This window comes from Pseudomonas sp. TMP9 (assembly GCF_037943105.1).
Taxonomy (GTDB): domain Bacteria; phylum Pseudomonadota; class Gammaproteobacteria; order Pseudomonadales; family Pseudomonadaceae; genus Aquipseudomonas.
In genome coordinates, this window is record NZ_CP149803.1 from 2,040,310 (window position 1) to 2,067,226 (window position 26,917).

Here is a 26,917-nt window from a genome sequence, read left to right on the forward strand (position 1 = left end):
CTCCTTAGGTAATGTGAGAGGGCTTAACGGGCGATCCGAACCAGCCTGTTACATAAATCAACGCGCAAGACCTTGGCACAGGGTGACATACAACGCGCGGCAGCTGGCCAGCTCAGACTCAATGCTTAACGCCGGTATACGACCCTGCGCCGCAGTATTTAAAGGTGACATCGTTAATAAGTGACACCGCTCGCGGTTTTACTCAGCGCAAGCGATTTTAGGTGCTTCTTGCACACGGCTGTGCAGTTCAGCCGCTACCTGTGGGCTTTTGCGCAGCCATTGCTCGACCAAGGGCCACACCTCACGTTGCGCGTCTTTGCTGATGAGCATTTCGACATGCCCAAAGTCGCTGTTAAAGCCATGCTGTTTGCCCAAGCAAAGAAATTCACTCAGGGGCGAGCCGAACTGTTTGAGTAATTTCTCACAGGCCCAGGCCGGATCCTGTTTATCACCCAGCGCAGCGACAGCCATAACCGGCACTCGCACCTCCGCCAGCCCAGCCCACCAGTCGCCCTGCGCATCGCCAAAGCGGCCAAACAGGCCGTGCCAACGCAGGCTTTCAACCACCAAGCTGATCGGCTCATCTTCTGGGCCACGCTTAAGCCGTGAGCCAGACAACAGCGAGAAGCGCTTGAGCAAAAAACGACTGCCCCACTCCACGGGCGGAATCTTAAGGGGCCAGTAGACACGGCTTATTTGGCTGCCAAACAACACGCTAGACGCTATCTTTGCCTCATCCAGATAACGCCCGCCGAGCGCCCCAGCAAGGATGATCCCACCTAAGGAATGACCCAACCAGTGGGCTTTCTGCGGGTTTAGCTCGTGGACAAAATCAGCGATAGCGGGCAAGTCATAACGCACATAATCGCTCACGGTATTGCGCTGGTAGTCGCGGTTACGCGGTGACAGCCCGTGGCCACGCATCTCGGCGATCCACACATCAAAGCCTGCGCGGGCCAAGTAAGCCCCTAAGCCAATGCCTTTGGGTGAGAACCAGAAACGTCGATTGGAGAAGCTGCCGGGAATCAGCATCAGCGGCACACCGCGCTCGTGCTCATAACCCGCACGACCGAGGCGGGTCAGGGCTAGCTCAACGCTTTTGTCAGGGCTGTTACCAGGCTTGAGGCGATAGATATCCTCACTCAGATCGCCACGCAGTTCGGCGCTGATCAAGGCAACGGGGAAAAGCACACTGCTGCTTTGCATCTATCTTCGCTCTATCGCAACGAGTTGTCGGGAGCCATTATCCACACCCTGCATACACCCCATAAGAGCGTCACGGGGAATGGCAGAGCACAAAACTGCTGAAGGCGTTTTGTGCGAGCCCCACAGGGGTCAAACACATGAATGCGCTGAACACAAAAAAGGGCAGGTTTAACCTGCCCTTAACCATCACGCTGATGGGCTATCAGGCCGGGGCTTGGCCTTCGGCTAAGAAGAACCAGGTGTCGAGCACCGAATCTGGGTTCAGCGATACGCTTTCGATACCCTGCTCCATCAACCAGCGCGCCAGATCCGGGTGATCCGAAGGGCCCTGACCGCAGATGCCGATGTATTTACCGGCCTTATTACAGGCTTGAATAGCATTGCTCAGCAGCTTCTTCACCGCCGGATTACGCTCATCAAACAGGTGCGCAACGATACCGGAATCACGGTCCAGGCCCAGCGTGAGTTGAGTCAGATCGTTGGAGCCGATCGAGAAGCCGTCGAAGAACTCAAGGAACTCCTCAGCCAGAATCGCGTTGGACGGCAGCTCGCACATCATGATGATGCGCAACCCGTTCTCACCGCGTTTCAGGCCATTGCTGGCCAGCAAGTCGATCACTTGACTGGCTTCGCCAAGCGTGCGCACAAACGGCACCATGATCTCGACGTTAGTCAGGCCCATCTCGTTGCGCACCTTCTTCATCGCCCGGCATTCCAGCTCGAAGCAATCGCGAAAGGACTCGCTGATGTAACGCGAAGCGCCGCGGAAACCCAGCATTGGGTTCTCTTCTTCCGGCTCGTACAGCTTGCCACCGATCAAGTTAGCGTATTCGTTGGACTTAAAGTCCGATAACCGCACGATGACTTTCTTTGGCCAAAATGCAGCGGCCAAGGTGCTGATGCCTTCGACCAGCTTCTCGACATAAAAATTGACCGGGTCATCGTAGCCAGCAATGCGCTTCTCAACACTTTCCTTGATCTCTGGCGGTAGGCCGGCAAAGTTCAAGAGCGCCTTAGGGTGCACGCCAATCATGCGGTTGATGATGAACTCCAGGCGAGCCAAACCTACGCCTGCGTTGGGCAGCTGGGCGAAATCAAAAGCGCGATCCGGATTACCCACGTTCATCATGATCTTGAACGGCAGATCAGGCATGGCGTCGACCGAGTTCTTGCGAATATCGAAACCTAGCTCACCTTCGAAGATAAAGCCGGTATCGCCTTCAGCACAGGAAACCGTCACACCCATGCCATCTTTCAGCACATGAGTGGCATTGCCACAGCCCACCACTGCTGGGATACCCAGCTCGCGGGCAATAATTGCAGCGTGGCAAGTACGCCCACCACGGTTGGTGACGATGGCGCTGGCGCGCTTCATCACCGGCTCCCAATCCGGGTCAGTCATGTCGGAGACTAATACGTCACCGGGCTGGACTTTATCCATCTCGGACACATCATTAATGACGCGCACGCGACCTGCACCGATCTTCTGGCCAATTGCACGGCCTTCAACCAACACCGTGCCGGTTTCCTTGAGCAAGTAGCGCTCCATCACATTGATATTGGTGCGGCTTTTCACCGTTTCCGGACGTGCCTGAACGATATACAGCTTGCCGTCATCGCCGTCCTTAGCCCATTCGATGTCCATCGGCCGGCCGTAGTGCTGCTCAATGATCATGGCCTGCTTGGCCAACTCACTGACCTCTGCATCGCTTAAGCAAAAACGTGCACGCTCGGCGCGATCAACATCGACGACCTTGACCGACTTACCGGCCTTGGCTTCGTCGCCGTAAATCATCTTGATCGCTTTGCTGCCCAGGTTGCGGCGCAAAATGGCCGGGCGACCGGCTGCCAGTGTTTGTTTGTGCACATAGAATTCGTCTGGGTTGACTGCGCCCTGCACCACGGTTTCGCCGAGGCCATAGGCGCCCGTGATAAACACCACGTCGCGGAAGCCGGATTCAGTGTCGAGGGTGAACATCACGCCAGCGGTGCCGGTTTCAGAGCGGACCATACGCTGCACGCCGGCCGATAAGGCGACCAATTTGTGATCGAAGCCTTGGTGCACGCGGTACGAAATAGCTCGGTCATTGAACAGCGAGGCAAACACTTCCTTGGCTGCACGAATAACGTTTTCGACGCCACGAATATTCAGGAAGGTTTCCTGCTGGCCGGCAAAAGAGGCGTCGGGTAAGTCTTCTGCGGTGGCGGAAGAGCGCACAGCGACGGCCATGTTGTCATTACCATTGGCCATGGTAGCGAAAGCGCTGCGAATTTCCTGATTAAGGCGCTCAGGGAATTCGGCGTCCATGATCCATTGACGGATCTGCGCACCAGTTTTTGCTAGCGCATTGACGTCATCAACATCCAGAGCGTCCAACGCTGCGTGAATCTGTGCGTTTAGGCCACTCTGCTCGAGAAAATCTCGGTAAGCCTGGGCTGTGGTGGCAAAACCGCTAGGCACCGAAACACCGGCGCCGGCAAGGTTGCTGATCATCTCGCCCAGGGAGGCGTTCTTGCCCCCTACGTGCTCAACATCGTGATTGCCGAGCTTATCGAGGGAAACTACGTACTCTACCAAGGTGATCTCTCCACTTAAGTGTTGGAAAAGCTCAGGGCTTGTGCAGAGTTTGCGCGCAAACTCATGCACAAGCTGGTTAGGGACCGGCAGCATTCGGCGGCAAGTAGCCTGCGCGATTGTGGCCTGACCCTGGAAAATAAGTAACAATGCCGGCCTGACCGGCCCTGTAAAATCGGGCCTATGATAGCCAAGATTCGTCCTCAGCTTAAGGCCCATGGCGCAAATGAAACGAACCGCTTTTTTCATCTCCGATGGCACCGGCATAACCGCTGAGACCCTGGGCCAAAGCTTACTGGCCCAGTTTGAAACCATCAGCTTCACCAAACTCACGCGCCCTTACATCGACAGCGTGGAAAAGGCCCGCGCCATGGTACAACAAATCAACAGCGCGGCAGACAAAGACGGTGCTCGGCCGATCATCTTTGACACCATCGTCAACCAGGATATCCGCGACATCTTGGCGCAATCTGATGGCTTTATGATCGACATTTTCTCAAGCTTTCTCGCGCCACTGGAGCAGGAACTGACGTCGCACTCCTCCTACTCAGTCGGTAAATCGCACTCCATTGGCCATAACTCCAACTACATGGAGCGGATCGAGGCGGTCAATTTCGCCCTAGATAACGACGATGGCGCGCGCACTCACTATTACGACAAAGCCGACATGATTCTGGTGGGTGTATCGCGCTGCGGTAAAACCCCAACGTGCCTGTATATGGCCATGCAGTACGGTATTCGTGCGGCCAACTACCCCCTCACCGAAGACGATATGGAGCGCCTGCAGCTGCCCGATATTCTGAAAAAACACAAAGACAAATTGTTTGGCCTGACTATCGATCCAGATCGTCTGACCGCCATTCGTAACGAGCGTAAGCCCAACAGCCGTTACGCCAGTTTTGCCCAATGCGAGTTTGAAGTTCGCGAGGTGGAAAACCTGTTCCGCCGCGAGAACATTAATTTTATCAACTCTACTTCTTTTTCAGTGGAAGAGATTTCCGCGAAAATATTGGTGGAAAAAGGCGTCGAGCGGCGCTTTAAGTAGCCTGAAACAGCAGCGCGGGGCACCATTTCAACTTGCAAGCGCATTGGCCCCGCGCCGCGCCGCTGATCAATAAGCCCTTCCTACACACCATGATCATCGCGGCGCTCACCCTGCATGTGCCTTAGAAACAATCGCCCGGCACCCGCACCGCGCCCTCCATCAGGATCCGCGCACTGCGCGACATAATGGCTTTTGTCACCGTCCATTGGTCATTAACCAGAGCGGCTTGGGCGCCAACGCGCAAGGTACCGGACGGATGACCAAAACTTACTGTCTCACGTGCACTGCCGCCTGCCGCCACGTTGACTAGCGTTCCGGGAATCGCCGCTGCTGTGCCAATGGCCACCGCACAGGTGCCCATCATGGCGTGGTGCAGCTTGCCCATCGACAACGCGCGCACCAATAAATCGACCTCATTGGCCTGCACCGTTTTGCCACTGGATGCCTGATAGTCCTTGGGTTTAGAGACAAAGGCGATTTTGGGTGTGTGTTGGCGGGTGAGCGCCTCATCAGCGTTTTTGATCAGGCCCATGCGCAGGGCGCCGGCTACGCGAATTTTTTCCAAACGCGCCAATTGCTCAGGGTCACCGTTGATCTGCTCGCGCAGTTCGGTGCCGCTGTAGCCAATATCTTCAGCATTAACGAACACCGTGGGGATGCCGGCGCTGATCAGGGTGGCCTTAAAGGTGCCAACACCTGGCACATGCAGCTCATCGACTAGGTTACCGGTGGGGAACATCGAACTGCCCCCTTCTGCGTCATCCGAGGGGTCGAGAAATTCCAGCACAATCTCAGCAGCTGGGAAGGTCACCCCGTCCAACTCGAACTCACCGGTTTCCTGCACCTGGCTGTGGGCCACTGGCACGTGAGCAATAATGGTTTTCTGAATATTGGCCTGCCAGATACGCACCACGCACATGCCATTTTCAGGAATGCGCGATGGATCGACCAAGCCTGCGTGAATCGCGAACGCACCGGCACCCGTCGACAGGTTGCCGCAATTGCCGCTCCAATCGACAAAAGCCTTATCAATCGACACCTGGCCATAGAGGTAGTCGACGTCGTGATCCGGCTGGCTACTCTTGGACACAATCACGCACTTGGATGTTGATGACGTAGCACCGCCCATGCCGTCAATTTGTGCGGCATAAGGGTCAGGGCTGCCGATCACGCGCATAAATAGCGCGTCACGCGCAGCGCCTGGCACCTGACAGCGCTCTGGCAAGTCCTGCAAGCGGAAGAACACACCCTTGCTGGTGCCGCCACGCATATAGGTGGCGGGGATTTTGATCTGGGGTAACTGAGACATAGTGATTACCTAGCCTTTGAAACCGTAGGGTGGACAGTTTTTCCCCGTCCACCGCACGCGCGGTCAAGGTGGATCGATACAGCATGACCCACCCTACGAAAGACCAAGGCGTTGCCGCCCCGGTGGCAGATCAGCCCTTGGTGGACTCAAGGAAGTCTTGGGCGAAACGCTGCAGCACGCCGCCAGCTTCGTAAATCAGCACTTCTTCGTCGCTGTCCAAACGGCACGTCATCGGCACCTCAACACGCTCGCCGTTGCGACGGTTGATGACTAGCGTCAAGGTGGCGCGCGGTGTGCGCGTGCCAATCACGTCGTAGCTCTCCGTGCCGTCGATGCCCAAGGTCAGCCGCGTAGTGCCTGGTTTGAACTCCAGCGGCAGCACGCCCATACCGATCAGGTTGGTGCGGTGAATGCGCTCAAAGCCTTCAGCGGCAATCACCTCAACACCGGCCAGACGCGGTCCTTTGGCAGCCCAGTCACGCGAGCTGCCTTGGCCATAGTCGGCACCGGCGATGATGATCAGGTTTTGCTTGCGGCCCATATAGGTTTCGATGGCTTCCCACATGCGTATTACTTTGCCTTCCGGCTCGACGCGGGTTAGCGAGCCCTTCTGCACCTTGCCATCCACCACGGCCATTTCGTTGACCAGCTGTGGGTTGGCGAAGGTCGCACGCTGCGCCGTCAAATGGTCGCCGCGGTGGGTGGCGTAAGAGTTGAAGTCCTCTTCCGGCAAGCCCATTTTGTGCAGGTACTCGCCCGCCGCTGAATCCAGCAAGATGGCGTTAGAAGGCGACAGGTGATCGGTGGTGATGTTGTCCGGCAGCACCGCCAGCGGCAACATGCCTTTGAGCGTGCGCTCGCCGGCCAGCGCGCCTTCCCAGTAAGGCGGACGGCGGATATAGGTCGACATCGGGCGCCAGTCGTACAGCGGGCTTTCAGACTCGGTCACTGTGCCTAAATCAAACATCGGGATGTAAACCTGATGAAACTGCTCCGGCTTAACGCAGGAGGCGACGATGGCGTCGATTTCTTCATCGCTGGGCCACAGGTCTTTCAGCGTGACCGGGTTGCCACTCTTATCCAGGCCCAGCACATCCTGCTCAATATCAAAGCGCACTGTGCCGGCGATGGCATACGCTACCACCAGCGGCGGCGAAGCCAAGAACGCTTGCTTGGCGTAGGGGTGAATACGCCCATCGAAGTTACGGTTACCACTCAGAACAGCCGTGGCATACAGGTCGCGGTCGATAATTTCTTGCTGAATGGCTGGGTCCAGCGCACCGGACATGCCGTTACATGTGGTGCAGGCGTAGCCAACGATGCCGAAACCGAGCTGCTCCATCTCGGACAACAGGCCCGCCTCTTCCAGATAGAGTTTGGCGACCTTAGAGCCCGGTGCAAACGAGGTTTTAACCCAGGGCTTGCGCTGCAAGCCGAGTTCGTTAGCCTTCTTCGCCACTAGGCCCGCGGCTACTACGTTGCGCGGGTTAGAGGTGTTGGTGCAGCTGGTGATCGCAGCGATGATTACGGCGCCATCAGGCATCAGACCCTCGGCCTCGTCGACTTTACCGGCTGCCAACATGGCCTCGTCAGCAATGCCGCGCTCATGCAAAGCGGAGGTCGGCAGGCGACGATGCGGGTTGCTCGGGCCGGCCATGTTGCGCACCACGCTGGACAGATCAAAGCTCAGCACCCGCTCGTATTCAGCGGTGACCAGTGCATCAGCCCACAGGCCGGTGGTCTTGGCATAGTGCTCAACCAGCGCCACTTGTTCTGGCTCACGGCCAGTGAGTTTGAGGTAGTCGATGGTTTGCTGGTCGATGTAGAACATCGAGGCTGTAGCACCGTATTCGGGGCACATGTTGGAGATGGTTGCACGGTCACCGATGGTTAGGCTGTTAGCACCCTCACCGAAGAACTCAACCCAAGCGCCGACCACGCGCTGTGCACGCAAAAACTCAGTCAGGGCCAGGACGATGTCGGTGGCGGTAATGCCCGGTTGACGCTTGCCAACCAAGTGGACACCGACAATGTCTGGCAGGCGCATCATTGAGGCGCGGCCAAGCATCACTGTTTCCGCTTCTAGGCCGCCAACACCCACCGCGATGACACCAAGCGCATCCACGTGCGGGGTATGACTGTCAGTGCCAACGCATGTGTCCGGGAAGGCCACGCCGCCACGCGCTTGAATCACCGGGCTCATTTTCTCCAGGTTGATCTGGTGCATGATGCCGTTGCCAGCCGGGATCACGTCGACGTTCTTGAACGCGGTTTTGGTCCACTCGATAAAGTGGAAGCGATCCTCGTTACGGCGCTCCTCAACCGCGCGGTTTTTCTCAAATGCCTCCGGATCAAAGCCTGCGTATTCCACAGCCAAGGAGTGATCAACGATCAGCTGGGTCGGCACCACCGGATTGACCTTGGACGGGTCACCGCCCTGCTCGGCGATCGCATCACGCAAGCCGGCCAGATCAACCAGTGCGGTTTGCCCGAGAATGTCATGGCAGACCACTCGCGCTGGGTACCAAGGGAAATCCAGGTCGCGTTTACGCTCAATAAGCTGCTTCAGCGACTCGGTCAAAATCGCCGGACTGCAGCGGCGGACTAACTGTTCAGCGAGTACGCGAGAGGTGTAGGGCAACTTGGCATAGGCACCCGGCGCGATGGCATCGACGGCCTCGCGGGTGTCGAAGTAATCCAGCACGGTGCCGGGCAGTGGCTTGCGGTAGAGGCTATTGAGAGTAATCACGATTAATGGCGCTCCTTGAGCGGTACGAACGGCACATCTTCCGGGCCGACGTAATTGGCGCTTGGACGAATGATCTTGCCGTCGATGCGTTGCTCAATCACGTGGCTGGACCAGCCTGAGGTGCGGGCGATGACGAACAACGGAGTGAACATGGCGGTCGGCACACCCATCATGTGGTAGCTAACGGCGCTGAACCAATCCAAGTTGGGGAACATCTTTTTGATCTCCCACATGGTTGACTCTAAACGCTCGGCAATGTCGTACATCTTCATATTGCCCTGCTCGACCGAGAGTTCGCGGGCAACGTCTTTGATCACCTTGTTACGCGGGTCGCTGACGGTATAAACCGGGTGACCAAAACCGATCACCACTTCTTTCTTCTCCACCCGCGCGCGGATGTCGGCTTCCGCTTCATCGGCGTTGTCGTAGCGCTTCTGAATCTCGAATGCCACTTCGTTAGCGCCGCCATGTTTAGGTCCACGCAACGCGCCAATACCGCCAGCGATGCAGGAAAACATGTCAGAGCCGGTACCGGCGATCACCCGCGAGGCAAAGGTGGAGGCATTAAATTCATGTTCAGCGTAAAGATTGAGTGAGGTGTGCATGGCACGCACCCACGACTCACGGGGCTTCTCGCCATGCAGAAGATGGAGAAAATGGCCGCCGATGGAGTCATCGTCGGTTTGCACCTCAATGCGCTTGCCGTTGTGGCTGAAGTGGTACCAGTACAACAGCGCAGAACCCAGCGAGGCCATCAGCTTGTCAGCGATATCACGCGCCCCCGGGTGGTTATGGTCGTCCTTTTCCGGCGACACACAGCCCAACACAGACACGGCGGTACGCAACACATCCATCGGGTGTGCCGACGGCGGCAGATGCTCAAGGGTGGCCTTGAGGCTCGCTGGCAGACCACGCAGGGCCTTGAGCTTGGCTTTGTAGCCGGCAAGCTCTGCCACGTTAGGCAGCTTGCCATGCACCAGCAGGTGAGCGATTTCCTCAAACTCACAGCGATTGGCAAAGTCGAGCACGTCATAACCGCGGTAGTGCAGGTCGTTACCGGTGCGGCCAACGGTGCACAAGGCGGTGTTGCCAGCCGCTGTGCCACTCAGGGCCACAGATTTTTTCGGCTTAAAGCCTGGGTTCGGGGTTTCTGGGGTCGCGCTCATCGCGTATATCTCCTCATCCGGTGCAGTCGGGTCGTTGTTCTTATGTGGGGCAACTATTTTTTGGCAGCGAACAACGCATCTAAGCTCTGCTCAAAGGCGTGGTAGTTGATGCGCTCGTACAGCTCCATGCGCGTTTGCATGGTATCGATCACATTCTTCTGCGTGCCGTCACGGCGCACGGCCATGTAAACGTTTTCAGCCGCCTTGTTCATGGCGCGGAAAGCCGACAGCGGATATAGCACCAGGCCGACATCCACCGAGGCCAACTCTTGCGTGGTGAATAGCGGTGTGGCGCCAAACTCAGTGATATTGGCCAGGATGGGCGCTTTTACTCGGTCGGCAAACGTCTTGTACATCGCAAGTTCAGTAATCGCCTCTGGGAAAATCATATCGGCGCCGGCTTCAACACAGGCGGCAGCACGGTCCAAGGCTGAGTTCAGGCCTTCTACGGCCAGCGCATCGGTGCGCGCCATGATGACGAAGCTATCATCGGTGCGGGCATCCACAGCCGCCTTGATCCGATCGACCATCTCCTGCTGAGACACGATCTCTTTATTAGGGCGATGGCCGCAGCGTTTGGCACCGACCTGATCTTCGATATGAATCGCGGCCGCGCCGAACTTGATCATCGACTTAACGGTGCGCGCCACGTTAAACGCCGAGCTGCCAAAACCGGTGTCAACGTCCACCAGCAGCGGCAAGTCGCAGACATCAGTAATGCGCCGCACATCGGTGAGCACATCATCCAGACCAGTGATACCTAAGTCCGGCAAGCCCAGCGAGCCTGCTGCTACGCCGCCACCCGATAAGTAAATCGCCTTAAAACCCGCACGCTTGGCCAACAAGGCGTGGTTGGCATTAATTGCACCGATGACTTGCAGCGGATGCTCGTCAGCTACCGCATCACGGAAACGTTGGCCGGGACTTTTCACACTCATGACTCACCTCGGGGTTTGACTGTTTTGCTGGGCACGCCCTGCCCCATGCTCTTGGCACTGGCGGAGCTCATGGAATAGTGGCGCTCGATATTACGTTTGGAGGCGCCGATATGCCGGCGCATCAATAATTCGGCTAACTCGCCGTCGCGCTCGCTGATGGCGTCGAGAATGCGGTGATGCTCAACAAATGCTTGGCGCGGGCGATTGGGTGTAGCGGAAAACTGCAAACGGTACATGCGCACCAGTTGATACAACTCACCGCACAGCATCTGGGTCAGAGTTTTATTACCGCTGCCTTGAATGATGCGGTAGTGGAAGTCAAAATCACCTTCCTGCTGGTAGTAGCCGACGCCTGCTTTAAAGGCGGCGTCCTGCTCATGCAGATCAAGCACCCGACGCAGCTCGTCGATTTCCGCTACGGTCATGCGCTCAGCTGCCAAGCGACATGCCATACCTTCTAGGGATTCGCGAATTTCATACAACTCAATCAGCTCGGCGTGACTCAGCGACACCACCCGCGCACCAATATGCGGTACGCGTACCAGTAAGCGCTGGCCTTCCAAGCGGTGAATGGCCTCACGCAGCGGCCCACGGCTAATGCCATAGGTGCGCGCCAGCTCCGGTTCAGAAATTTTACTGCCGGGGGCAATCTCGCCTTTGACGATGGCCGCCTGGATACGCCGAAACACCTGCTCGGAGAGGGTTTCTGAGTCATCTTGGCTGAACTGGGCAGGCTCAATCAAATCAAGCATATTGTCGACACTGTACTATTTAGATGACGGGAAATTAACTCCCAGCTCATTAAATGTCAAATGACTCACTGATATTGTTGACACTTATGCATGCTACTTTAGTCGCTGATTATCCACCTCGCAGCACTGCGACCTTACTTGCATAAACGCTTATAAGCGTCTGTCCTGACTGAAAAAGCCCATGATAGAATGCATGCCGCTGCGACCTACAGATGAACAGCGGTCTGCCTGCTAGACTGCCAACTCAAGTACGCCACCGGCGACACGCATTGCCCATTTTTTGCTAGCCCCCTCATCAACACCGCGCCTCAGGACTTATGAGACTCAAGCCCTCTTTTCTACTGTTTTGCCTGTTACTTGCTCCCGGCCTGAGTTTCGCCGAGGACAAAACAGTCTATGGGCTTAATGAATACGTCCGACTTTTCGACCTCGACCTAAAGCTCGCCGCCAAACTCGACACCGGGGCCAAAACCGCCTCACTAAGCGCGCGCGAAATAAAACGCTTTAAGCGTGATGGTGAGACGTGGGTGCGTTTCTACCTGGCCATCGATGAAGCGCACAGCAACCCGATCGAACGGCCCTTGGCGCGCATTAGTAAAATCAAACGCCGCGCGGGCGACTATGATCCCAATGAAGAAAAAACCTACACAGCACGTCCAGTGATTGAAATGGACGTCTGCATGGGTACTTCCTTGCGCACGATTGAAGTTAACTTGACCGACCGTAGTGCATTTCAATACCCATTATTGATAGGGTCCGAGGCGCTTAAACGCTTTTCGGCCTTAGTCGATCCAAGCCTTAAATACGCAGCAGGTAAACCTGCTTGTGCCCTTGACGTAAACCCTAGCCCTGCCCCTGACGAGTAAATGCCATGCGCTCTCTTACCCTCCATCTGAAAGTCCTGGTCATACTCCTTGTGAGCCTGGGCATTCTGATTACGGCTTATCAGATTTTCATCCTCGGCATCCCCATGACCGAAGACGAAACTGATGATTTGTGGAACATCGACGCCAAGGTCGAGTTTCAGGCCAACCCGCGCGAGCCGGTTAAGCTGCAAATGTTCGTGCCTCCACTGGCCCAGGACTTCGTCAGCCTGAATGAGAGTTTTATCTCCAATAACTACGGCGTGAGCATCAACCGCGCCGACGGCAATCGCAAAGTGACCTGGTCTGCCCGTCGCGCCAGTGGCAAGCAAACGCTGTATTACCGCTTGGTGCTGACAAAGCGCTACAGCGGCGAACAAGCCAAAGCTAAAGGCCCGATTTTCCGTGACAGCATCCCCGTTGAAGGGGCCGAGAAGATTGCTGCTGAAGCATTACTCGCACCCATCCGTCAGCACTCAGCAGACGTTGAAACCTTTATCAGCGAGACCATCAAACGCGTTAACAACAGCAATGACGACAACGTCAAACTGCTGCTGAGCGGCGATGCCTCAACCGCTAATAAGGCCACGGCTATTGAGCTGCTCCTGTCCATTGCCCACGTGCCCATGCAGCGCGTGCATACCATCCGCCTCGCCGCTGAAATCCAGCAGAGCCCGGAGCTTTGGCTGCGCAGCTTCAACGGCGAAAAATGGCTGTACTTCAACCCAGAGAGTGGCGAACAAGGCTTGCCAGTTGATCGGCTGGTCTGGTGGACCGGCGATGACAGCCTGGTCACCCTTGAAGGCGGCAAGCAGGCGCAAGTCAGTTTCAGCCTCAACAACAGCGAAATGAATGCCATACGCTTAGCCAAGTTGACCGACGAAAACACCGACGCTGATTTCCTCGAATACAGCTTGTATGGCCTGCCGCTGCAGACTCAACAGACCTTTATGATCATGGTCATGATCCCGATTGGTGTGCTGGTGATCTTGATCCTGCGCAACCTCGGCGGCTTGCAAACGCTCGGTACCTTTACCCCGGTACTGATTGCTCTGGCCTTCCGAGAGATGCAGCTGGGTTACGGCATTGTGTTCTTCACCATCATCACCGCACTGGGCCTTTCGCTGCGCTCCTACCTTGAACACCTGAAACTGCAGATGCTGCCGCGCCTCTCAGTGGTGCTGACCTTTGTCGTGGTACTGATCGCTGCTATCAGCCTGTTTAGCCACAAGCTTGGGCTTGAGCGCGGCCTATCGGTTGCACTGTTCCCAATGGTAATTCTGACCATGACCATCGAGCGCTTGTCGATCACGTGGGAAGAGCGTGGCGGTGGTCATGCCTTCAAGGTCGCCATCGGCACCCTGTTCGCCGCCACCTTGGCGCACTTACTGATGAGCGTGAAGGGCCTGAACTACTTCATCTTCACCTTCCCTGCAGTGCTGATGATCATGGTTGGCTTTATGTTGGCGATGGGTCGCTACCGCGGTTACCGCCTGACCGAACTGTTCCGTTTCAAAGCCTTCCTCAAGGACTAATGCCATGTTCGGTCTGATCAAGACGTGGAAAGCCCTTGAAGCCAAAGGCATCATGGGCATTAACCGACGCAACGCGGACTACGTGCTGAAGTACAACAAACGGCACCTGTACCCGATCGTCGATGACAAAATCATCACCAAACTTCGCGCCATCGAAGCGGGCATTGATGTGCCGGAAATGTATGGCGTTATCGATACCGAAAAAGGCATCGATAAGCTGCGTGACATCATCGGTGATCGGCCGGACTTCGTGGTTAAGCCAGCGCAAGGGGCTGGCGGCGACGGTATTTTGGTCATCGCCGATCGCTTCGAAGATAAGTATCGGACCATCTCGGGAAAGATCATCAGCCATGAAGAGATCGAACATCAGATCTCCAGCATTCTCACGGGGCTGTATTCACTCGGCGGCCACCGTGATCGTGCACTGATCGAATACCGCGTCACCCCGGATCAAATCTTCAAAAGCATCAGCTACGAAGGCGTACCTGACATCCGCATTATTGTGCTGATGGGCTATCCGGTCATGGCCATGCTGCGCTTGCCAACTCGCCAGTCCGGCGGCAAGGCTAACCTGCACCAAGGCGCCATCGGCGTGGGGGTCGACTTGGCCACCGGTTTAACCCTGCGCGGTACCTGGCTGAATAACAAAATCAGCAAACACCCGGACACCACCAACGCGGTGGACGGCGTACAACTGCCAAACTGGGATGGCTTTATGAAACTAGCCGCCGGTTGCTATGAACTGTGCGGCCTGGGTTATATCGGCGTGGACATGGTGTTGGACCAGGACAAAGGCCCGTTGATTCTTGAACTCAACGCCCGCCCAGGTCTAAACATCCAGATTGCTAACGACTGCGGCCTTACGCATCGCGCCCATGCTGTCGAAGCCCGTCTAGCTGACTTGAAAAAGAAAGGCATAGTCGAAACAGCCGAAGAGCGCACGCGCTTCTCACAACAGTTGTTTGGCCACGTATCAACGACCTGATTTGATCGGTCATACACATAAAGCTCGGATTAATCTGAGCTGAGCAGACGCTCACACCACACCCCACAAAGGCCCAGCCTTTATGGGGTGTTTTTTATTTCAGCCGTCACTTGCAGCGTTTTAACTTGGCTGGGCGCCAGCCTGCGCAAATAACGCTGACGCCAGGTGGGCTGCTCAGGCGGATGCACCCAAACATCCCGGCTAAAGCCCTATGTCAGCGCTAGGCTGAATGTCGGTGACGTTTTACAATCGTCGCCCGCACACCTCGGCACCTCTCATATGCCTACTTGTCTTGTAATGGCCCTGCCCTACCAAGCAGACCCATCGAGTTACTTCAGCTGCGTGATGCATGCGCCCGGTGCTGTATTGCTGGATGCCGGGCGCCCAATGGCGCAGCGTGGGCGCTATGACCTGATAAGTGCCTGGCCAATCGCAGAGCTGGTACCGACGCCTGATGAGCCAGCCAATGCCTTTTTGCAACGCCTGCGTCAGAGCCTCAGCGCGCTGGGCGAGGCGCAAGCGCCTGTCGAAACCCCACTGCCATTTGTTGGCGGGTTGATTGGTTATTTGAGCTATGACTTCGGCCGAAGGCTGGAGCAACTGCCCTCCCACGCTGTGGATGACCTTGATCTCGCCGATGCCCGTTTTGGCCTGTATGGCTGGGCGTTGATCACTGATCATCAACAACAGCGCAGCCAGTTAGTCTTTCATCCCAGCCTGGCGGTGGCCGAACGTCAGCGCTTAATCGCCTTGTTTGCTTCGCCGCCAGCGCTTACTCAACAATCGTTCAAATTGCAGGAGGCGTTTCAGTCCAACATGACTGAGGCGCAGTACCTGCAGGGGTTCGCTAGGATTCAGGCTTACATTCAGGCGGGCGACTGCTACCAAGTGAATTTTGCCCAGCATTTTCGGGCGCCTTATCAGGGCTCGCCATGGACGGCCTATCAAGCATTGCGCAGGGCGTGCCCGACGCCTTTTTCCGGTTATCAGGTATTGCCGAACGGCGGCGCAATTATCAGTCTGTCACCTGAGCGCTTCCTGCGGGTCAGTCAAGGCCACGTCGAAACTCGCCCGATCAAAGGCACTCGCCCTCGCCACGCCGAGCCACAACAGGATCAAGCGCAAGCCGACGCGCTGCTTAGCAGCACTAAAGATCGCGCAGAGAACCTGATGATTGTCGACCTGCTGCGCAATGACCTTGGTCGCAGCTGCAAGATCGGTTCAGTGCAGGTGCCTGAACTGTTTGCCTTAGAAAGCTATCCCAATGTGCATCACTTGGTCAGCGCCGTTACCGGCGAATTGGCAGCCGATAAAGATGCCCTAGACCTCATCGCTGGTAGCTTTCCCGGTGGCTCGATTACCGGTGCTCCGAAAATTCGCGCGATGCAGATTATCGAAGAATTAGAGCCCACCCGCCGTGCGCTGTATTGCGGCTCGTTGTTGTATTTGGATGTGCGCGGCGAAATGGACAGTTCAATCGCGATCCGTACCCTGCTGGCCAAAGACGGACAGATCACTTGCTGGGGCGGCGGCGGCATCGTCGCTGACTCCAACGGCCAGGCTGAGTATCAAGAATCCATCACCAAGATAAAAGTGCTGCTGGAAACCTTGGAACAGTTCTGTGACTGAACATCGCCGGCAGCGCTTTAAACCTAATCTACCGTCAACAGAATGAACCCCGCCAAAACAAAAAACCCCGAGAAGGCTTAGCCTTCGCGGGGTGTCAGGTGAAACCTTGATGCGCTACGCCGCAAGTTAGCAGGTAGACGCTAAGGGGTTAAATAGCGGGCTCTACGGCCACCATGGCCTGATCCGGCTGAGCGATTTCAACCGGCAAACCGTCTTCCGCTGCTACCACTTCACGCAGCATTTCCCAATCCAGGCGCACATTAGCGAACTCGTCATTTTTAAGCAGCGCATTGATCACAGCGGTGTGCTTATCGACCACCGAAGCTTCGCCTGTTTCATCCAAAGGTGCATGCGCCTCCAAGTAAACTTTGCCGCCACTGCGACCAAACTTGTAAGGCTCATTGATAATGCGCACCGGCGTGCCTACAGACACCAGTGATGCCAGCTTCAGGACGTTGTGGTTAAGCATGCGAAAGCAGCCATGACTTACGCGCATACCGATACCGAACTTCTTATTTGAGCCGTGGATCAGGTAGCCGGGCACCGAAAGACCCATCTTGTATGGCCCGAGCGGGTTATTCGGCCCTGGCGGCACGTAGGCCGGCAGCGGGTCACCGTCTGCGGCGTGCTCATCACGGATCGACTGCGGCGGTGTCCAGCCCGGATTCGGCGTTTTGGCGGTAATGTGCGCATTAGCCACTGGCGAGCTCCAACCTTCACGGCCGATACCCAGTGGGTAGGTGTGCACCACGTTACGGTCTTTTGGGTAGTAGTACAGGCGGTATTCAGCCAGGTTAATCACAATGCCCTCACGCGGGCCCGGCGGCAGGATGTAACGCGTAGGCAGAATAATCTCGGTTCCAACTCCCGGCAGCCAAGCGTCAACACCCGGGTTGGCCGCGACCATTTCTAGGTAGCCGAGGTCATTAACCACGCCAAGATCGGCAAAGGTGTCTTCATACTTGGCCTGAATCACCCGGACCTCGCCCACGATATCCTCGCCAGGCGGCGGCATAGGGAACTCAAGCGCACTAACGGGCGCTGCCGCGAAAACAGCAGCAAGGGGCAGGCAGCGGGTGACGGCAAAGGCACGCGACAACATCCGGGAATTCCTGACGAAAATGATGGGTTAAATGAGTTAGCGATTGTACACCGATTGATCAGCCGCTGGCACAGCTCAACGCCCCGGCAATATGCGACGCTCACCGCGCTTTTGCGCCTCTAATGTGGCTCGACAGGCCACGCACAAGCGCTCATCACGCAGCATGGCCTTGCTCAGATCACGCCATGATGGCTGCGCAGGCAGCAGCCCCCCACACAGTGTACGGTCAGCAAATTCGCCCAATTCAAGCTGGCGAGCCAACAGGTGCACGCGCGCCTCTCGGCACGCGAACAGGTCAAGTTGTTCGTCAGGCTCGATCAGTTGGTAAGCGAATAAGGACCAAGCAGGGCGCGGCATTCAGGGCTCCATTACAGGCCGCAACAGTAGCCGAAAGACTGCCTGTAGAAAAGTCCATCAGAGCAAAGGTTTTAGCGTTGGCCAGACGTTATCCAGCAGCTTGGGTTGCGCTTGCGCCGTGGGGTGGATGCCGTCGCTTTGCATCATGGCAGGCACGCCCCCTACACCCTCCAAAACGAAGGGCACCAAGGGTGTCGCATACTGTTGCGCCACCGTGGCGAACACCGCTGCAAATGCCGTGGTGTAACGCACCCCGTAATTAGGCGGCAGTTGCATCCCCAAAATCAGCACCTTGGCACCCATCTTTTGTGACTGCTGAACCATCGCCGCAAGGTTTTGTTGCAATTGCGCAGGAGGCTGACCACGCAGGCCATCATTGCCCCCCAGTTCGATAATAACCAGCTCTGGCTGATGCTCTGTAAGCAGCGTAGGCAGCCGCGCGGCGCCGCCTGCACTGGTATCGCCACTGATGGATGCATTCACCACGCGCTGATCAAAACCCTGCTCAACCAAGCGCTCTTCGAGCAAAGCAACCCAGCCCTCGCGGGTATCCATGCCAAAAGCTGCGCTGATACTATCGCCCACCACCAGCACGGTACCCGCGAACGCCGCAGGCCCCCACAGCAACACGCTTAGGGCAGTACCGAATAACCATGTACGCATTGGATTCTCCATGAGCTCAAGTATTCTCACCGCGCGAAACCTTAGCAAAGTGGTTACCAGCACGGAAGGCGAACTAACCATACTCCATGATCTGTCGCTGGCGCTGGTTAGCGGTGACAGCCTGGCCATTGTTGGCCGCTCAGGTTCAGGTAAGTCCACCCTACTCGGCTTGCTTGCCGGGCTTGATCTGCCCAGCAGTGGCAGTGTGATATTGGCTGGCAATGATCTGGGTAGCCTCGATGAAGACCAGCGCGCACGCGTTCGCGCCGAGCATGTTGGCTTTGTCTTTCAGTCGTTCCAGCTGCTCGACAGTTTGAATGCACTGGAAAACGTCATGCTGCCGCTCGAACTTGAAGGCCATGCCGATGCACGCCAGCGTGCACGAGCCCTGTTGGAGCGGGTTGGCTTGGGGCAGCGCTTGACCCATTACCCACGCCAGCTATCGGGCGGCGAACAACAACGGGTGGCGATTGCCCGCGCCTTTGTTGCGGAGCCTGCGGTGCTGTTTGCGGATGAGCCGACTGGCAATCTGGACAGCCACACCGGTGAGCGAATCAGCGATTTGTTATTCGAACTGAACAAAGAACGCGGCGCAACACTGGTGCTCGTCACCCATGATGAGCGCCTGGCTCATCGCTGCAAGCGCCTGATTCGCTTAGAAGGCGGCCATCTGGTCGACCACGTGGAACCCTGATGAAGCATTTGCCGTTTACCCGCCTGCTGTCATTAGCCAGTCGCCAACTGCTGCGTGATGCCCGCGCAGGAGAGCTGCGTGTACTGCTCTTCGCCTTAGTGATTGCGGTAGCCGCTAGCACTGCCATCGGCTATTTCGGTGCACGTCTAAACGACGGCATGTTGCTGCGCGCCACCGAATTTCTGGCCGCCGACTTACGCCTGACCGGCAGCTCACCCAGCACAGCAGAGCAAATCAGTAACGGCAAACAACTCGGGCTCGAACATGCTCAGCTGGTTGAGTTCTCCAGTGTGGTCGCCAGCGAGGCCGGCATCCAACTGGCCAGCGTTAAGGCCGCTGATAGCGCTTACCCACTGCGCGGCGAGTTAAAAAGTGCCGCTGCACTCTACGACACCGAACAGGTAGGCCCAGGCCCGCAACCCGGAGAGGCTTGGGCAGAAGCCCGCTTATTTGTTGCACTCAACCTCACACCCGGTGATAGCGTCGAGGTTGGCGCAAAAACCTTGCGCCTAACCCGCGTGCTGACTTTTTTACCTGATGAAGCCGGGGACTTTTACAGCCTGACCCCGCACCTGTTGATGCATTTAGATGACCTAGCCGCCACCGGCGTGGTGCAGCCCGGCAGCCGCGTGCGTTATCAAGAATTGTGGCGCGGAGGCCACGATGCATTGGCGCAGTATCGCCAGACCATCACCCCTGATCTTGCACCCAACCAGCGTTTAGAAGATGCCAAAGATGGCAATCGCCAAGTCGGTAATGCCCTGGGTCGGGCCGAACGTTACCTCAACCTAGCCAGCCTGGCCGCCGTGCTACTGGCCGGGGTGGCCGTGGCCATGTCGGCGGCGCGCTTTGCGGCTAGGCGCTTTGATGCCAGCGCGCTGCTGCGCTGCCTAGGCCTGTCACGCAACCAAGCGCTTGGCTTGTTCAGCTTGCAACTGGCACTGCTGGGTATCACCGCCAGTCTAACCGGCGCACTGCTGGGCTGGCTGGCTCAATTAGCGTTGTTCGGTCTTCTGCATGACTTGCTGCCGGCGCACATTCCACCGGGCGGTCTTTGGCCCGCCCTGACGGGGATGGCAACTGGGCTGGTCGCCCTCGCTGGCTTCGCTCTTCCGCCATTGGCTGCACTCGGGCGCGTACCGCCGTTACGGGTTTTACGCCGCGATATGCTGCCCGTACCCGCCAGTTCTTGGCTGGTATATGGCGCAGCGTTGCTCGCGCTGGGCTTGATCATGTGGCGCTTGAGCCTGGACCTGCAGTTGACCTTCGCCCTGCTCGGCGGTGGCTTGGTCACTGCCTTTTTGCTAGGCGGCCTGCTACTGCTCGGCTTAAAAAGCCTGCGCCGCTTGTTGGCCAAGGCTTCATTGCCGTGGCGGCTGGGCTTGGGTCAACTGCTGCGCTATCCACTCGCCGCAGCCGGACAGTCGCTGGCCTTCGGCTTGATTATCCTGGCCATGGCGCTGATCGCCCTGCTGCGCGGTGAACTGCTCGACACCTGGCAGGACCAACTGCCCGAGAATGCACCCAATCACTTTGCCCTCAACATCCTGCCGGCCGACAAAGAGGCGTTTAGCACACGCCTGAGCCAATTATCACCCCACCCGGCGCCGCTGTTCCCGGTGGTACCCGGCCGGTTAGTGATGATCAATGGTGAGCCTGTGCGGCAAATCGTCAGCAAAGAATCCCAAGGCGAGCGGGCGACTCGTCGCGATCTGAGCCTGACGTGGGCCGCTGACTTACCCGCCGACAACACCCTCGTCGCCGGCAGCTGGTGGGATAACAGTAACGCCAGCGGCTTGCCCGGCGTCTCGGTGGAATCTGAATTGGCCGAAGGACTGCAACTAAAGCTGGGCGACCGCCTGAGTTTCAACGTGGGCGGCATCAACCGTGATGCGGTAGTCAGCAGTTTGCGTGAAGTGGACTGGAACAACTTCCAACCCAATTTCTACATGATCTTCCAACCGGGGACCTTGCAAGACCTGCCCGTCACCTACCTGACCAGCTTCTACTTGCCGCCTCAACAAGAGCAACAACTGGTCGAGCTTTCACGGGCTTTCCCCGCCGTGACGCTGCTGCAAGTTGAAGCGTTGCTGGCGCAACTGCGCAGCATTCTTGCTCAGGTCACGCTGGCCATCGAGTTCGTTCTGTTATTCGTCCTCGCCGCCGGCCTTGCCGTGCTATTTGCCGGTTTGCAAGCCACGTTGGATGAACGCATCCGCCAGGGTGCCTTGCTGCGTGCACTGGGTGCCGAGCGTAAGTTGCTGCTGAGAACACGCTGCGCCGAGTTTGGTTTACTGGGTGCCAGCAGTGGTCTGCTGGCAGCGTTCGGTTGTGAGCTAATCAGCTTCCTGCTCTACCGCTTTGCCTTCGACCTCAGCTGGGAACCGCACCCATGGTTGCTGTTATTGCCTATAATCGGTGCATTGCTGGTGGGCACCGCAGGTGTTTTCGGGACACGCCGCGCCCTTAATGTCAGCCCGCTGACGGTGCTGCGCGAGGGCTGATAGACTCGCGCTCCGCCTCTAACAAGCTGACCTATGAGCCGTTACCGCCCACCCCGCTCCGCTGGCACGCCCTTGATCACCCCCGAGGGCGAGGCCCGCATGCGGGCTGAGCTGCATGAGCTCTGGCACGTGCGTCGCCCACAAGTCACCCAATCGGTTAGCGAGGCGGCCGCGCAAGGCGACCGCTCAGAAAACGCCGAATACACCTACGGTAAGAAGATGCTGCGCGAGATCGACAGCCGTGTGCGTTTTTTAAGCAAACGACTAGAGAGCCTTAAGGTTGTCAGCGTTGGTCCCAGTGATCCTAACAAGGTTTATTTCGGTGCGTGGGTAACCCTAGAAGATGAAGAAGGCGCCGAGTCGCGCTACCGCATCATTGGCCCAGATGAATTGGACCTTAAGCTGAACCTGATCAGCATCGATGCCCCTCTCGCGCAAGCGTTGATCGGCAAAAGCTTGGATGCCGAGGTGCGGGTGCACACCCCAACCGGCGAGAAGACGTGGTACATCGTCGCCATCGACTACCCGTGAGCGAGCCGCATATGCCCGCCGCCCCTTATGCCCCGCACCAACAAGCCTGCCTTGAATGGGATGATCAGGGCCAGCCTCTGTCCAGCCAGTTCGCCGATGTGTATTTCTCTAACGAAAACGGCTTGGCTGAAACCCGCTATGTGTTTCTCGCCAACAATCAGCTGCCTGAACGCTTCAGCGCGCTGACGGGCGATCAGCAACTTGTGATTGGCGAGACGGGCTTCGGCACCGGGCTGAACTTTCTCTGCGCCTGGCAGTTGTTCGAACAGCAGGCCTGCCCGGCGGCGCGTTTGCACTTTGTTAGCGTGGAAAAATACCCACTGAGCAAAGCAGACCTCATGCGTGCGCTGGCGTTGTGGCCGGAACTTGCACCGTACACAGAGCAATTACTGGCGCAGTACATCGCGCTGCATCCGGGCTTTCAGCGCTTGGTCTTTGCCGGCGGCCGTGTTGTTTTGACGTTATTGATAGGCGATGCGCTGGCGCTAATCGGCCAGCTGGATGCCAAGGTTGATGCCTGGTTTCTAGATGGCTTTGCCCCGGCAAAAAATCCGGACATGTGGACGCCAGAACTGTTTACAGCCCTGGCTAGGCTGTCGCACACCAGCACCACCTTGGGCACCTTTACCAGCACCGGCTATGTGCGCCGTCGGCTAAACGATGCTGGCTTCAACATGAAGCGAGTGCCAGGTTTAGGGAAAAAATGGGAAGTGCTCAAAGGCGTGTTTGTTGGTAGCTCCGCAGCGCTACAAAAGCCCTGGTTCGCTCGCCCGCCACAACCCGTTGGCGAACGGCGTGCATTGGTGATTGGCGCAGGGCTGGCAGGCTGCGCCACGGCCGCGAGTCTGGCCCAGCGGGGTTGGCAGGTCACATTGCTGGAGCGTCACATGGGCATTGCTCAAGAAGCCTCAGGCAACCCACAAGGGGTACTCTACCTCAAGCTCTCCGCTCACCACACTACGCTGTCGCGCCTGATTGTCAGCGGCTATGGCTACACTCGCCGGCTCTTGGAACGCCTGCAAAAAGGTACGGACTGGGATAATTGTGGCGTACTGCAACTGGCCTTCGACGCCAAAGAAACGCTGCGTCAAGCGCAGCTTGCGGCCGCCTTCCCGAGCGACCTGCTGCTGGAGTTGGACAAAGCTGCGGCTGAGCGTAAGGCCGGCATCGCCTTACCGTCGGGTGGCCTGTTTTACCCAGAAGCGGGTTGGGTAAACCCTCCAGCCCTGTGTCAGTTGCTTATTCGGCAGCCGAATATCCACCTACAACTTCATCAAGAGGCCCTGGAACTGCGCCGTGAAGACGATGGTTGGCAGGCTTGGAACGGCCAGCAGTTGCTGGCCAGTGCCAATGTCGTGGTGTTGGCCAGCGCTGCTGAAATCAAAGGCTTTACTCAGGCCGCGCAACTGCCGCTTAAACGCATCCGTGGGCAGATCAGCCGTTTGCCCGCCACAGCAGCCAGCCGCACGTTAAGCACAGTGGTATGCGCTGAAGGCTATGTCGCGCCGGCACGTTTGGATGAGCACACCTTGGGCGCAAGTTTTGACTTCAACAGTGACGACCTGACGCTAAGCAGCGCCGACCACCTGAGTAACTTGCAGTTATTGGACGAGATTTCGCCGAAATTTGCAGATCAGCTTAACTCCGCCATGCTCAACACCGATCTGCTGCAAGGACGTGCGGCTTTTCGCTGCACCAGCCCCGACTACCTACCGATTGTCGGGCCCCTAGCGGATGCAAGCGCCTTTGCCGATACCTATGCCGCGCTGAGCAAGGACGCCCGCAAATTACCGGAAGCGCCCTGCCCTTGGCTGCAAGGCCTGTATATCAACAGCGGGCATGGCTCGCGCGGGCTAATCAGCGCACCGCTGGCCGGTGAATTGATTGCCGCTTGGTTAAACGATGAACCCCTGCCGGTGCCTGCCGATGTGGCCCAAGCCTGCCATCCAAACCGCTTCGCATTGCGCGCGCTGATTCGCAACAAAGCTTAAAGCGCGCCTGCGGGCAGGCGCGCTTTAGCATTAGCTACGCAGACTGATCCGCCAGGCGCGGTGGATTTTCTGGTTGCGGGTAAAATCCGGATCAAGCGTCGAATCGCTGATGTCTTCAACCTGATAACGCGCAGCCACGCTGTCATCGAGCACGAACTTGCGGAAATTGTTGGAGAAATACAGCACGCCGTCTTTAGTCAAACGCGCCATGGCCAAATCGAGCATCTGCACGTGGTCGCGCTGAATGTCGAAAATACCTTCCATGCGCTTGGAGTTAGAGAAGGTCGGCGGGTCAATAAAGATCAGCTCATATTCGCCACGGTCCTCGGCCAACCAGGTCATCACATCACCCTGCTCCAGCTTGTTCTTGTCCGAATAGCCATTGAGCGACAGGTTACGCCGCGCCCAGTCCAAGTAGGTTTTTGACAGATCGACGCTGGTGGTGGTGCGTGCGCCGCCCTTGGCAGCATGTACGGTAGCCGTGGCGGTGTAGCAGAACAGATTAAGGAAGCGCTTACCGGCAGCCTCTTTCTGGATGCGCAAGCGCAGCGGACGGTGATCCAGGAACAGACCGGTGTCCAAGTAATCAGTGAGGTTGACCAGCAACTTCACGCCACCTTCGTTGACCTCTACAAACTGGCCCTGAGTCGCTTGGCGTTGATACTGCTTGGTGCCGCTCTGGCGTTCACGGCGTTTGACAACCACTTTGCTCTTATCGACGTTCAACGCCTGCGGAATTGCTGCAATGGCATCAAACATGCGCGCTTTGGCTTTTTCAGGATCAATTGACTTGGGGGCGGCATATTCCTGCACATGCACCCAATCACCGTACAAATCCACTGCCATGGAGTATTCCGGCATGTCAGCGTCATACAGGCGGTAGCACTGTACACCGTCACGACGCACCCATTTGCTCAGTTGCTTAAGGTTTTTTTGCAGGCGGTTGGCGAACATCTGCCCGCCCTCGCTCAAACGGGCCAACTCCACCAAGGGGGCGGGTGCCGATGCGGGTTTAATCGGGTTGCCATTCTTGTTGTACTGACGCTCCAGCGGCTCAAGCGGGGCTTTGTCGGCTTCTATTTGTTCACGCTCGCGCTCACGTTGCTCCGGCGTGCGGCGCTCACCGGTGACGAACTGCTCGGGCTGCACGTTAATCAGCAGCAACTTGCACGGCAGCGCGCCGTTCCAAAAAGCGTACTGCTTGTGGCTGCGAATACCCATGCGCTTGCCCAGGTCTGGGGCGCCGGTAAAGACTGCCGCTTCCCAGCCCATACAGGCCTGACGCAGACGCTCGCCAAGGCTCTGATACAGGTACAGCAAACTGGCTTCCTCACCCAGTCGCTCGCCATAGGGCGGATTACAGATCACCAAACCTTTCTGGTTCTGATCAGGGCGCGGCTCGAAGGTCGCCACTTCGCCTTGATAGACCTTGATCCAATCACTCATGCCCGCGCGTTCAATATTGTTGCGCGCGGGCTGAATCAGACGTGGGTCGGCTTCGTAACCGCGAATCCACAGTGGCGGCTTAGCCATGCCAATGTCGGCGCGTTGCTGAGCTTCAGCCCGCAACTTGTTCCACAAGGCGGGTACGTGACCCAGCCATTTGCTAAAGCCCCACTGCTCACGGGTCAGGTTCGGCGCAATATCGGCGGCAATCATTGCCGCTTCTACCAAGAAGGTGCCAACCCCACACATCGGGTCAGCCAGCGCGCCGCCTTCGGCAGCAATACGCGGCCAGCCGGCACGAATCAACACGGCTGCCGCGAGGTTTTCTTTGAGCGGCGCAGCGCCCTGCTGCAAACGGTAACCGCGCTGGTGCAAGCTATGGCCAGACAGATCCAGAGACAAGATCGCTTCGCCGCGATCCAGTCGCAGGTGCACGCGCATGTCCGGGTTCACTTTATCGACTGAAGGGCGTGTGCCGTCTTTCAGGCGCAGCTTATCGACGATGCCGTCTTTGACCTTCAAGGCACCGAAGTGAGTGTTATCGATGCCGGAACCGTTGCCACTGAACTCAACGGCGAGGCTGCCGTTGGATTCCAAATGCTCGAACCAGTCGACCTCCAGCACACCTTCATAGAGGCCTTGTGCATCCTGCATGCTGAAGCGCTTGAGCACTAATAGCACACGGTTGGCCAAGCGCGACCACAGGCAAAGGCGGTAGGCGGTTTCCATGTCCGCCATGCCACGAATGACTGAAGTGTGCTCACGCGCCTCTTCAAGGCCGAGGCTGCTGGCTTCTTCGAGCAGCAAGCCTTCGAGGCCCTTGGGGCAGGTGAGAAAGAGTTCGTAGCGTTCCGACATGGGAGTTTCCAGTGCCTAA

Annotated in this window: 20 protein-coding genes; 9 read left to right on the forward strand and 11 right to left on the reverse strand. The window is 57.3% G+C overall.

Annotated elements, in window-relative coordinates; translation table 11 throughout:
- Nucleotides 1–198: 198 nt before the first annotated feature.
- Together WF513_RS09805 and ppsA are read right to left on the reverse strand one after the other, a co-directional pair.
- Nucleotides 199–1,206, reverse strand: a complete 1,008-nt coding sequence (locus tag WF513_RS09805) for an alpha/beta fold hydrolase (protein ID WP_339079197.1) — start codon at nt 1,204–1,206, stop codon at nt 199–201.
- Nucleotides 1,207–1,408: 202 nt separating this feature from the next.
- Nucleotides 1,409–3,784 carry a phosphoenolpyruvate synthase gene (ppsA, locus tag WF513_RS09810; protein ID WP_339079198.1) on the reverse strand — a complete coding sequence of 792 codons (2,376 nt, stop codon included), beginning with the start codon at nt 3,782–3,784 and terminating at the stop codon, nt 1,409–1,411.
- Nucleotides 3,785–4,007: 223 nt separating this feature from the next.
- Here ppsA and WF513_RS09815 point away from each other — a divergent pair, with 223 nt between their 5' ends.
- The gene (locus tag WF513_RS09815; RefSeq protein ID WP_339079199.1) at nt 4,008–4,826 is read left to right on the forward strand and encodes a pyruvate, water dikinase regulatory protein; all 819 of its coding nucleotides are present in this window, start codon (nt 4,008–4,010) and stop codon (nt 4,824–4,826) included.
- 121 nt (nt 4,827–4,947) lie between these two features.
- On the opposite strand, the gene prpF is transcribed toward WF513_RS09815, so the two are convergent.
- The 5 genes from prpF to WF513_RS09840 form a co-directional block, all read right to left on the reverse strand.
- Complete coding sequence (gene prpF, locus WF513_RS09820) at nt 4,948–6,135, reverse strand: 2-methylaconitate cis-trans isomerase PrpF (protein WP_339079200.1); 1,188 nt, start codon at nt 6,133–6,135, stop codon at nt 4,948–4,950.
- A 130-nt stretch (nt 6,136–6,265) separates the two neighbouring features.
- Nucleotides 6,266–8,881 (reverse strand): Fe/S-dependent 2-methylisocitrate dehydratase AcnD, encoded by a 2,616-nt coding sequence (gene acnD, locus WF513_RS09825; RefSeq protein WP_339083510.1) that lies wholly within the window; start codon nt 8,879–8,881, stop codon nt 6,266–6,268.
- Between the two features lie 5 nt (nt 8,882–8,886).
- Nucleotides 8,887–10,050 carry a 2-methylcitrate synthase gene (prpC, locus tag WF513_RS09830; RefSeq protein WP_339079201.1) on the reverse strand — a complete coding sequence of 388 codons (1,164 nt, stop codon included), beginning with the start codon at nt 10,048–10,050 and terminating at the stop codon, nt 8,887–8,889.
- 53 nt (nt 10,051–10,103) lie between these two features.
- Nucleotides 10,104–10,988 carry a methylisocitrate lyase gene (gene prpB / locus WF513_RS09835; protein WP_339079202.1) on the reverse strand — a complete coding sequence of 295 codons (885 nt, stop codon included), beginning with the start codon at nt 10,986–10,988 and terminating at the stop codon, nt 10,104–10,106.
- Nucleotides 10,985–11,740: a GntR family transcriptional regulator gene (locus WF513_RS09840; RefSeq protein WP_339079203.1), complete on the reverse strand. Its 756-nt coding sequence runs from the start codon at nt 11,738–11,740 to the stop codon at nt 10,985–10,987. The genes prpB and WF513_RS09840 overlap by 4 nt, the downstream gene beginning before the upstream one ends.
- A gap of 317 nt (nt 11,741–12,057) precedes the next feature.
- Between WF513_RS09840 and WF513_RS09845 the strand changes: the two genes are divergently transcribed.
- The 4 genes from WF513_RS09845 (at nt 12,058) to pabB (ending at nt 16,752) form a co-directional block, all read left to right on the forward strand.
- Nucleotides 12,058–12,606, forward strand: a complete 549-nt coding sequence (locus tag WF513_RS09845; protein WP_339079204.1) for an ATP-dependent zinc protease — start codon at nt 12,058–12,060, stop codon at nt 12,604–12,606.
- 5 nt (nt 12,607–12,611) lie between these two features.
- Entirely contained in the window at nt 12,612–14,138 is a 1,527-nt protein-coding gene (locus tag WF513_RS09850) for an inactive transglutaminase family protein (RefSeq protein WP_339079205.1), read from the forward strand.
- Nucleotides 14,139–14,142: 4 nt separating this feature from the next.
- Nucleotides 14,143–15,123, forward strand: a complete 981-nt coding sequence (locus WF513_RS09855; RefSeq protein WP_339079206.1) for an alpha-L-glutamate ligase-like protein — start codon at nt 14,143–14,145, stop codon at nt 15,121–15,123.
- Nucleotides 15,124–15,402: 279 nt separating this feature from the next.
- The gene (gene pabB / locus WF513_RS09860) at nt 15,403–16,752 is read left to right on the forward strand and encodes an aminodeoxychorismate synthase component I (protein WP_339079207.1); all 1,350 of its coding nucleotides are present in this window, start codon (nt 15,403–15,405) and stop codon (nt 16,750–16,752) included.
- A gap of 148 nt (nt 16,753–16,900) precedes the next feature.
- Here the strand turns inward: pabB and WF513_RS09865 are convergent, their stop codons facing one another.
- The 3 genes from WF513_RS09865 to WF513_RS09875 form a co-directional block, all read right to left on the reverse strand.
- A complete protein-coding gene (locus tag WF513_RS09865) occupies nt 16,901–17,854 on the reverse strand; it encodes a L,D-transpeptidase family protein (protein ID WP_339079208.1) in 954 nt (317 codons plus the stop codon).
- A 75-nt stretch (nt 17,855–17,929) separates the two neighbouring features.
- Complete coding sequence (locus tag WF513_RS09870) at nt 17,930–18,211, reverse strand: hypothetical protein (RefSeq protein ID WP_339079209.1); 282 nt, start codon at nt 18,209–18,211, stop codon at nt 17,930–17,932.
- A gap of 57 nt (nt 18,212–18,268) precedes the next feature.
- Complete coding sequence (locus WF513_RS09875; RefSeq protein WP_339079210.1) at nt 18,269–18,874, reverse strand: arylesterase; 606 nt, start codon at nt 18,872–18,874, stop codon at nt 18,269–18,271.
- 10 nt (nt 18,875–18,884) lie between these two features.
- Here WF513_RS09875 and WF513_RS09880 point away from each other — a divergent pair, with 10 nt between their 5' ends.
- From WF513_RS09880 to mnmC, 4 genes are read left to right on the forward strand one after another with little or no spacing between them, the layout of a single operon-like run.
- The gene (locus tag WF513_RS09880; protein ID WP_339079211.1) at nt 18,885–19,568 is read left to right on the forward strand and encodes an ABC transporter ATP-binding protein; all 684 of its coding nucleotides are present in this window, start codon (nt 18,885–18,887) and stop codon (nt 19,566–19,568) included.
- Nucleotides 19,568–22,072: an ABC transporter permease gene (locus WF513_RS09885; RefSeq protein WP_339079212.1), complete on the forward strand. Its 2,505-nt coding sequence runs from the start codon at nt 19,568–19,570 to the stop codon at nt 22,070–22,072. The genes WF513_RS09880 and WF513_RS09885 overlap by 1 nt, the downstream gene beginning before the upstream one ends.
- A gap of 33 nt (nt 22,073–22,105) precedes the next feature.
- Nucleotides 22,106–22,603, forward strand: coding sequence for a transcription elongation factor GreB (gene greB, locus WF513_RS09890; RefSeq protein ID WP_339079213.1), 498 nt, complete (start codon nt 22,106–22,108; stop codon nt 22,601–22,603).
- Between the two features lie 11 nt (nt 22,604–22,614).
- Nucleotides 22,615–24,594 carry a bifunctional tRNA (5-methylaminomethyl-2-thiouridine)(34)-methyltransferase MnmD/FAD-dependent 5-carboxymethylaminomethyl-2-thiouridine(34) oxidoreductase MnmC gene (gene mnmC, locus WF513_RS09895; RefSeq protein ID WP_339079214.1) on the forward strand — a complete coding sequence of 660 codons (1,980 nt, stop codon included), beginning with the start codon at nt 22,615–22,617 and terminating at the stop codon, nt 24,592–24,594.
- 30 nt (nt 24,595–24,624) lie between these two features.
- Here mnmC and rlmKL read toward each other — a convergent pair whose 3' ends face one another.
- Nucleotides 24,625–26,898 carry a bifunctional 23S rRNA (guanine(2069)-N(7))-methyltransferase RlmK/23S rRNA (guanine(2445)-N(2))-methyltransferase RlmL gene (rlmKL, locus tag WF513_RS09900; protein ID WP_339079215.1) on the reverse strand — a complete coding sequence of 758 codons (2,274 nt, stop codon included), beginning with the start codon at nt 26,896–26,898 and terminating at the stop codon, nt 24,625–24,627.
- Nucleotides 26,899–26,917: the final 19 nt, after the last annotated feature.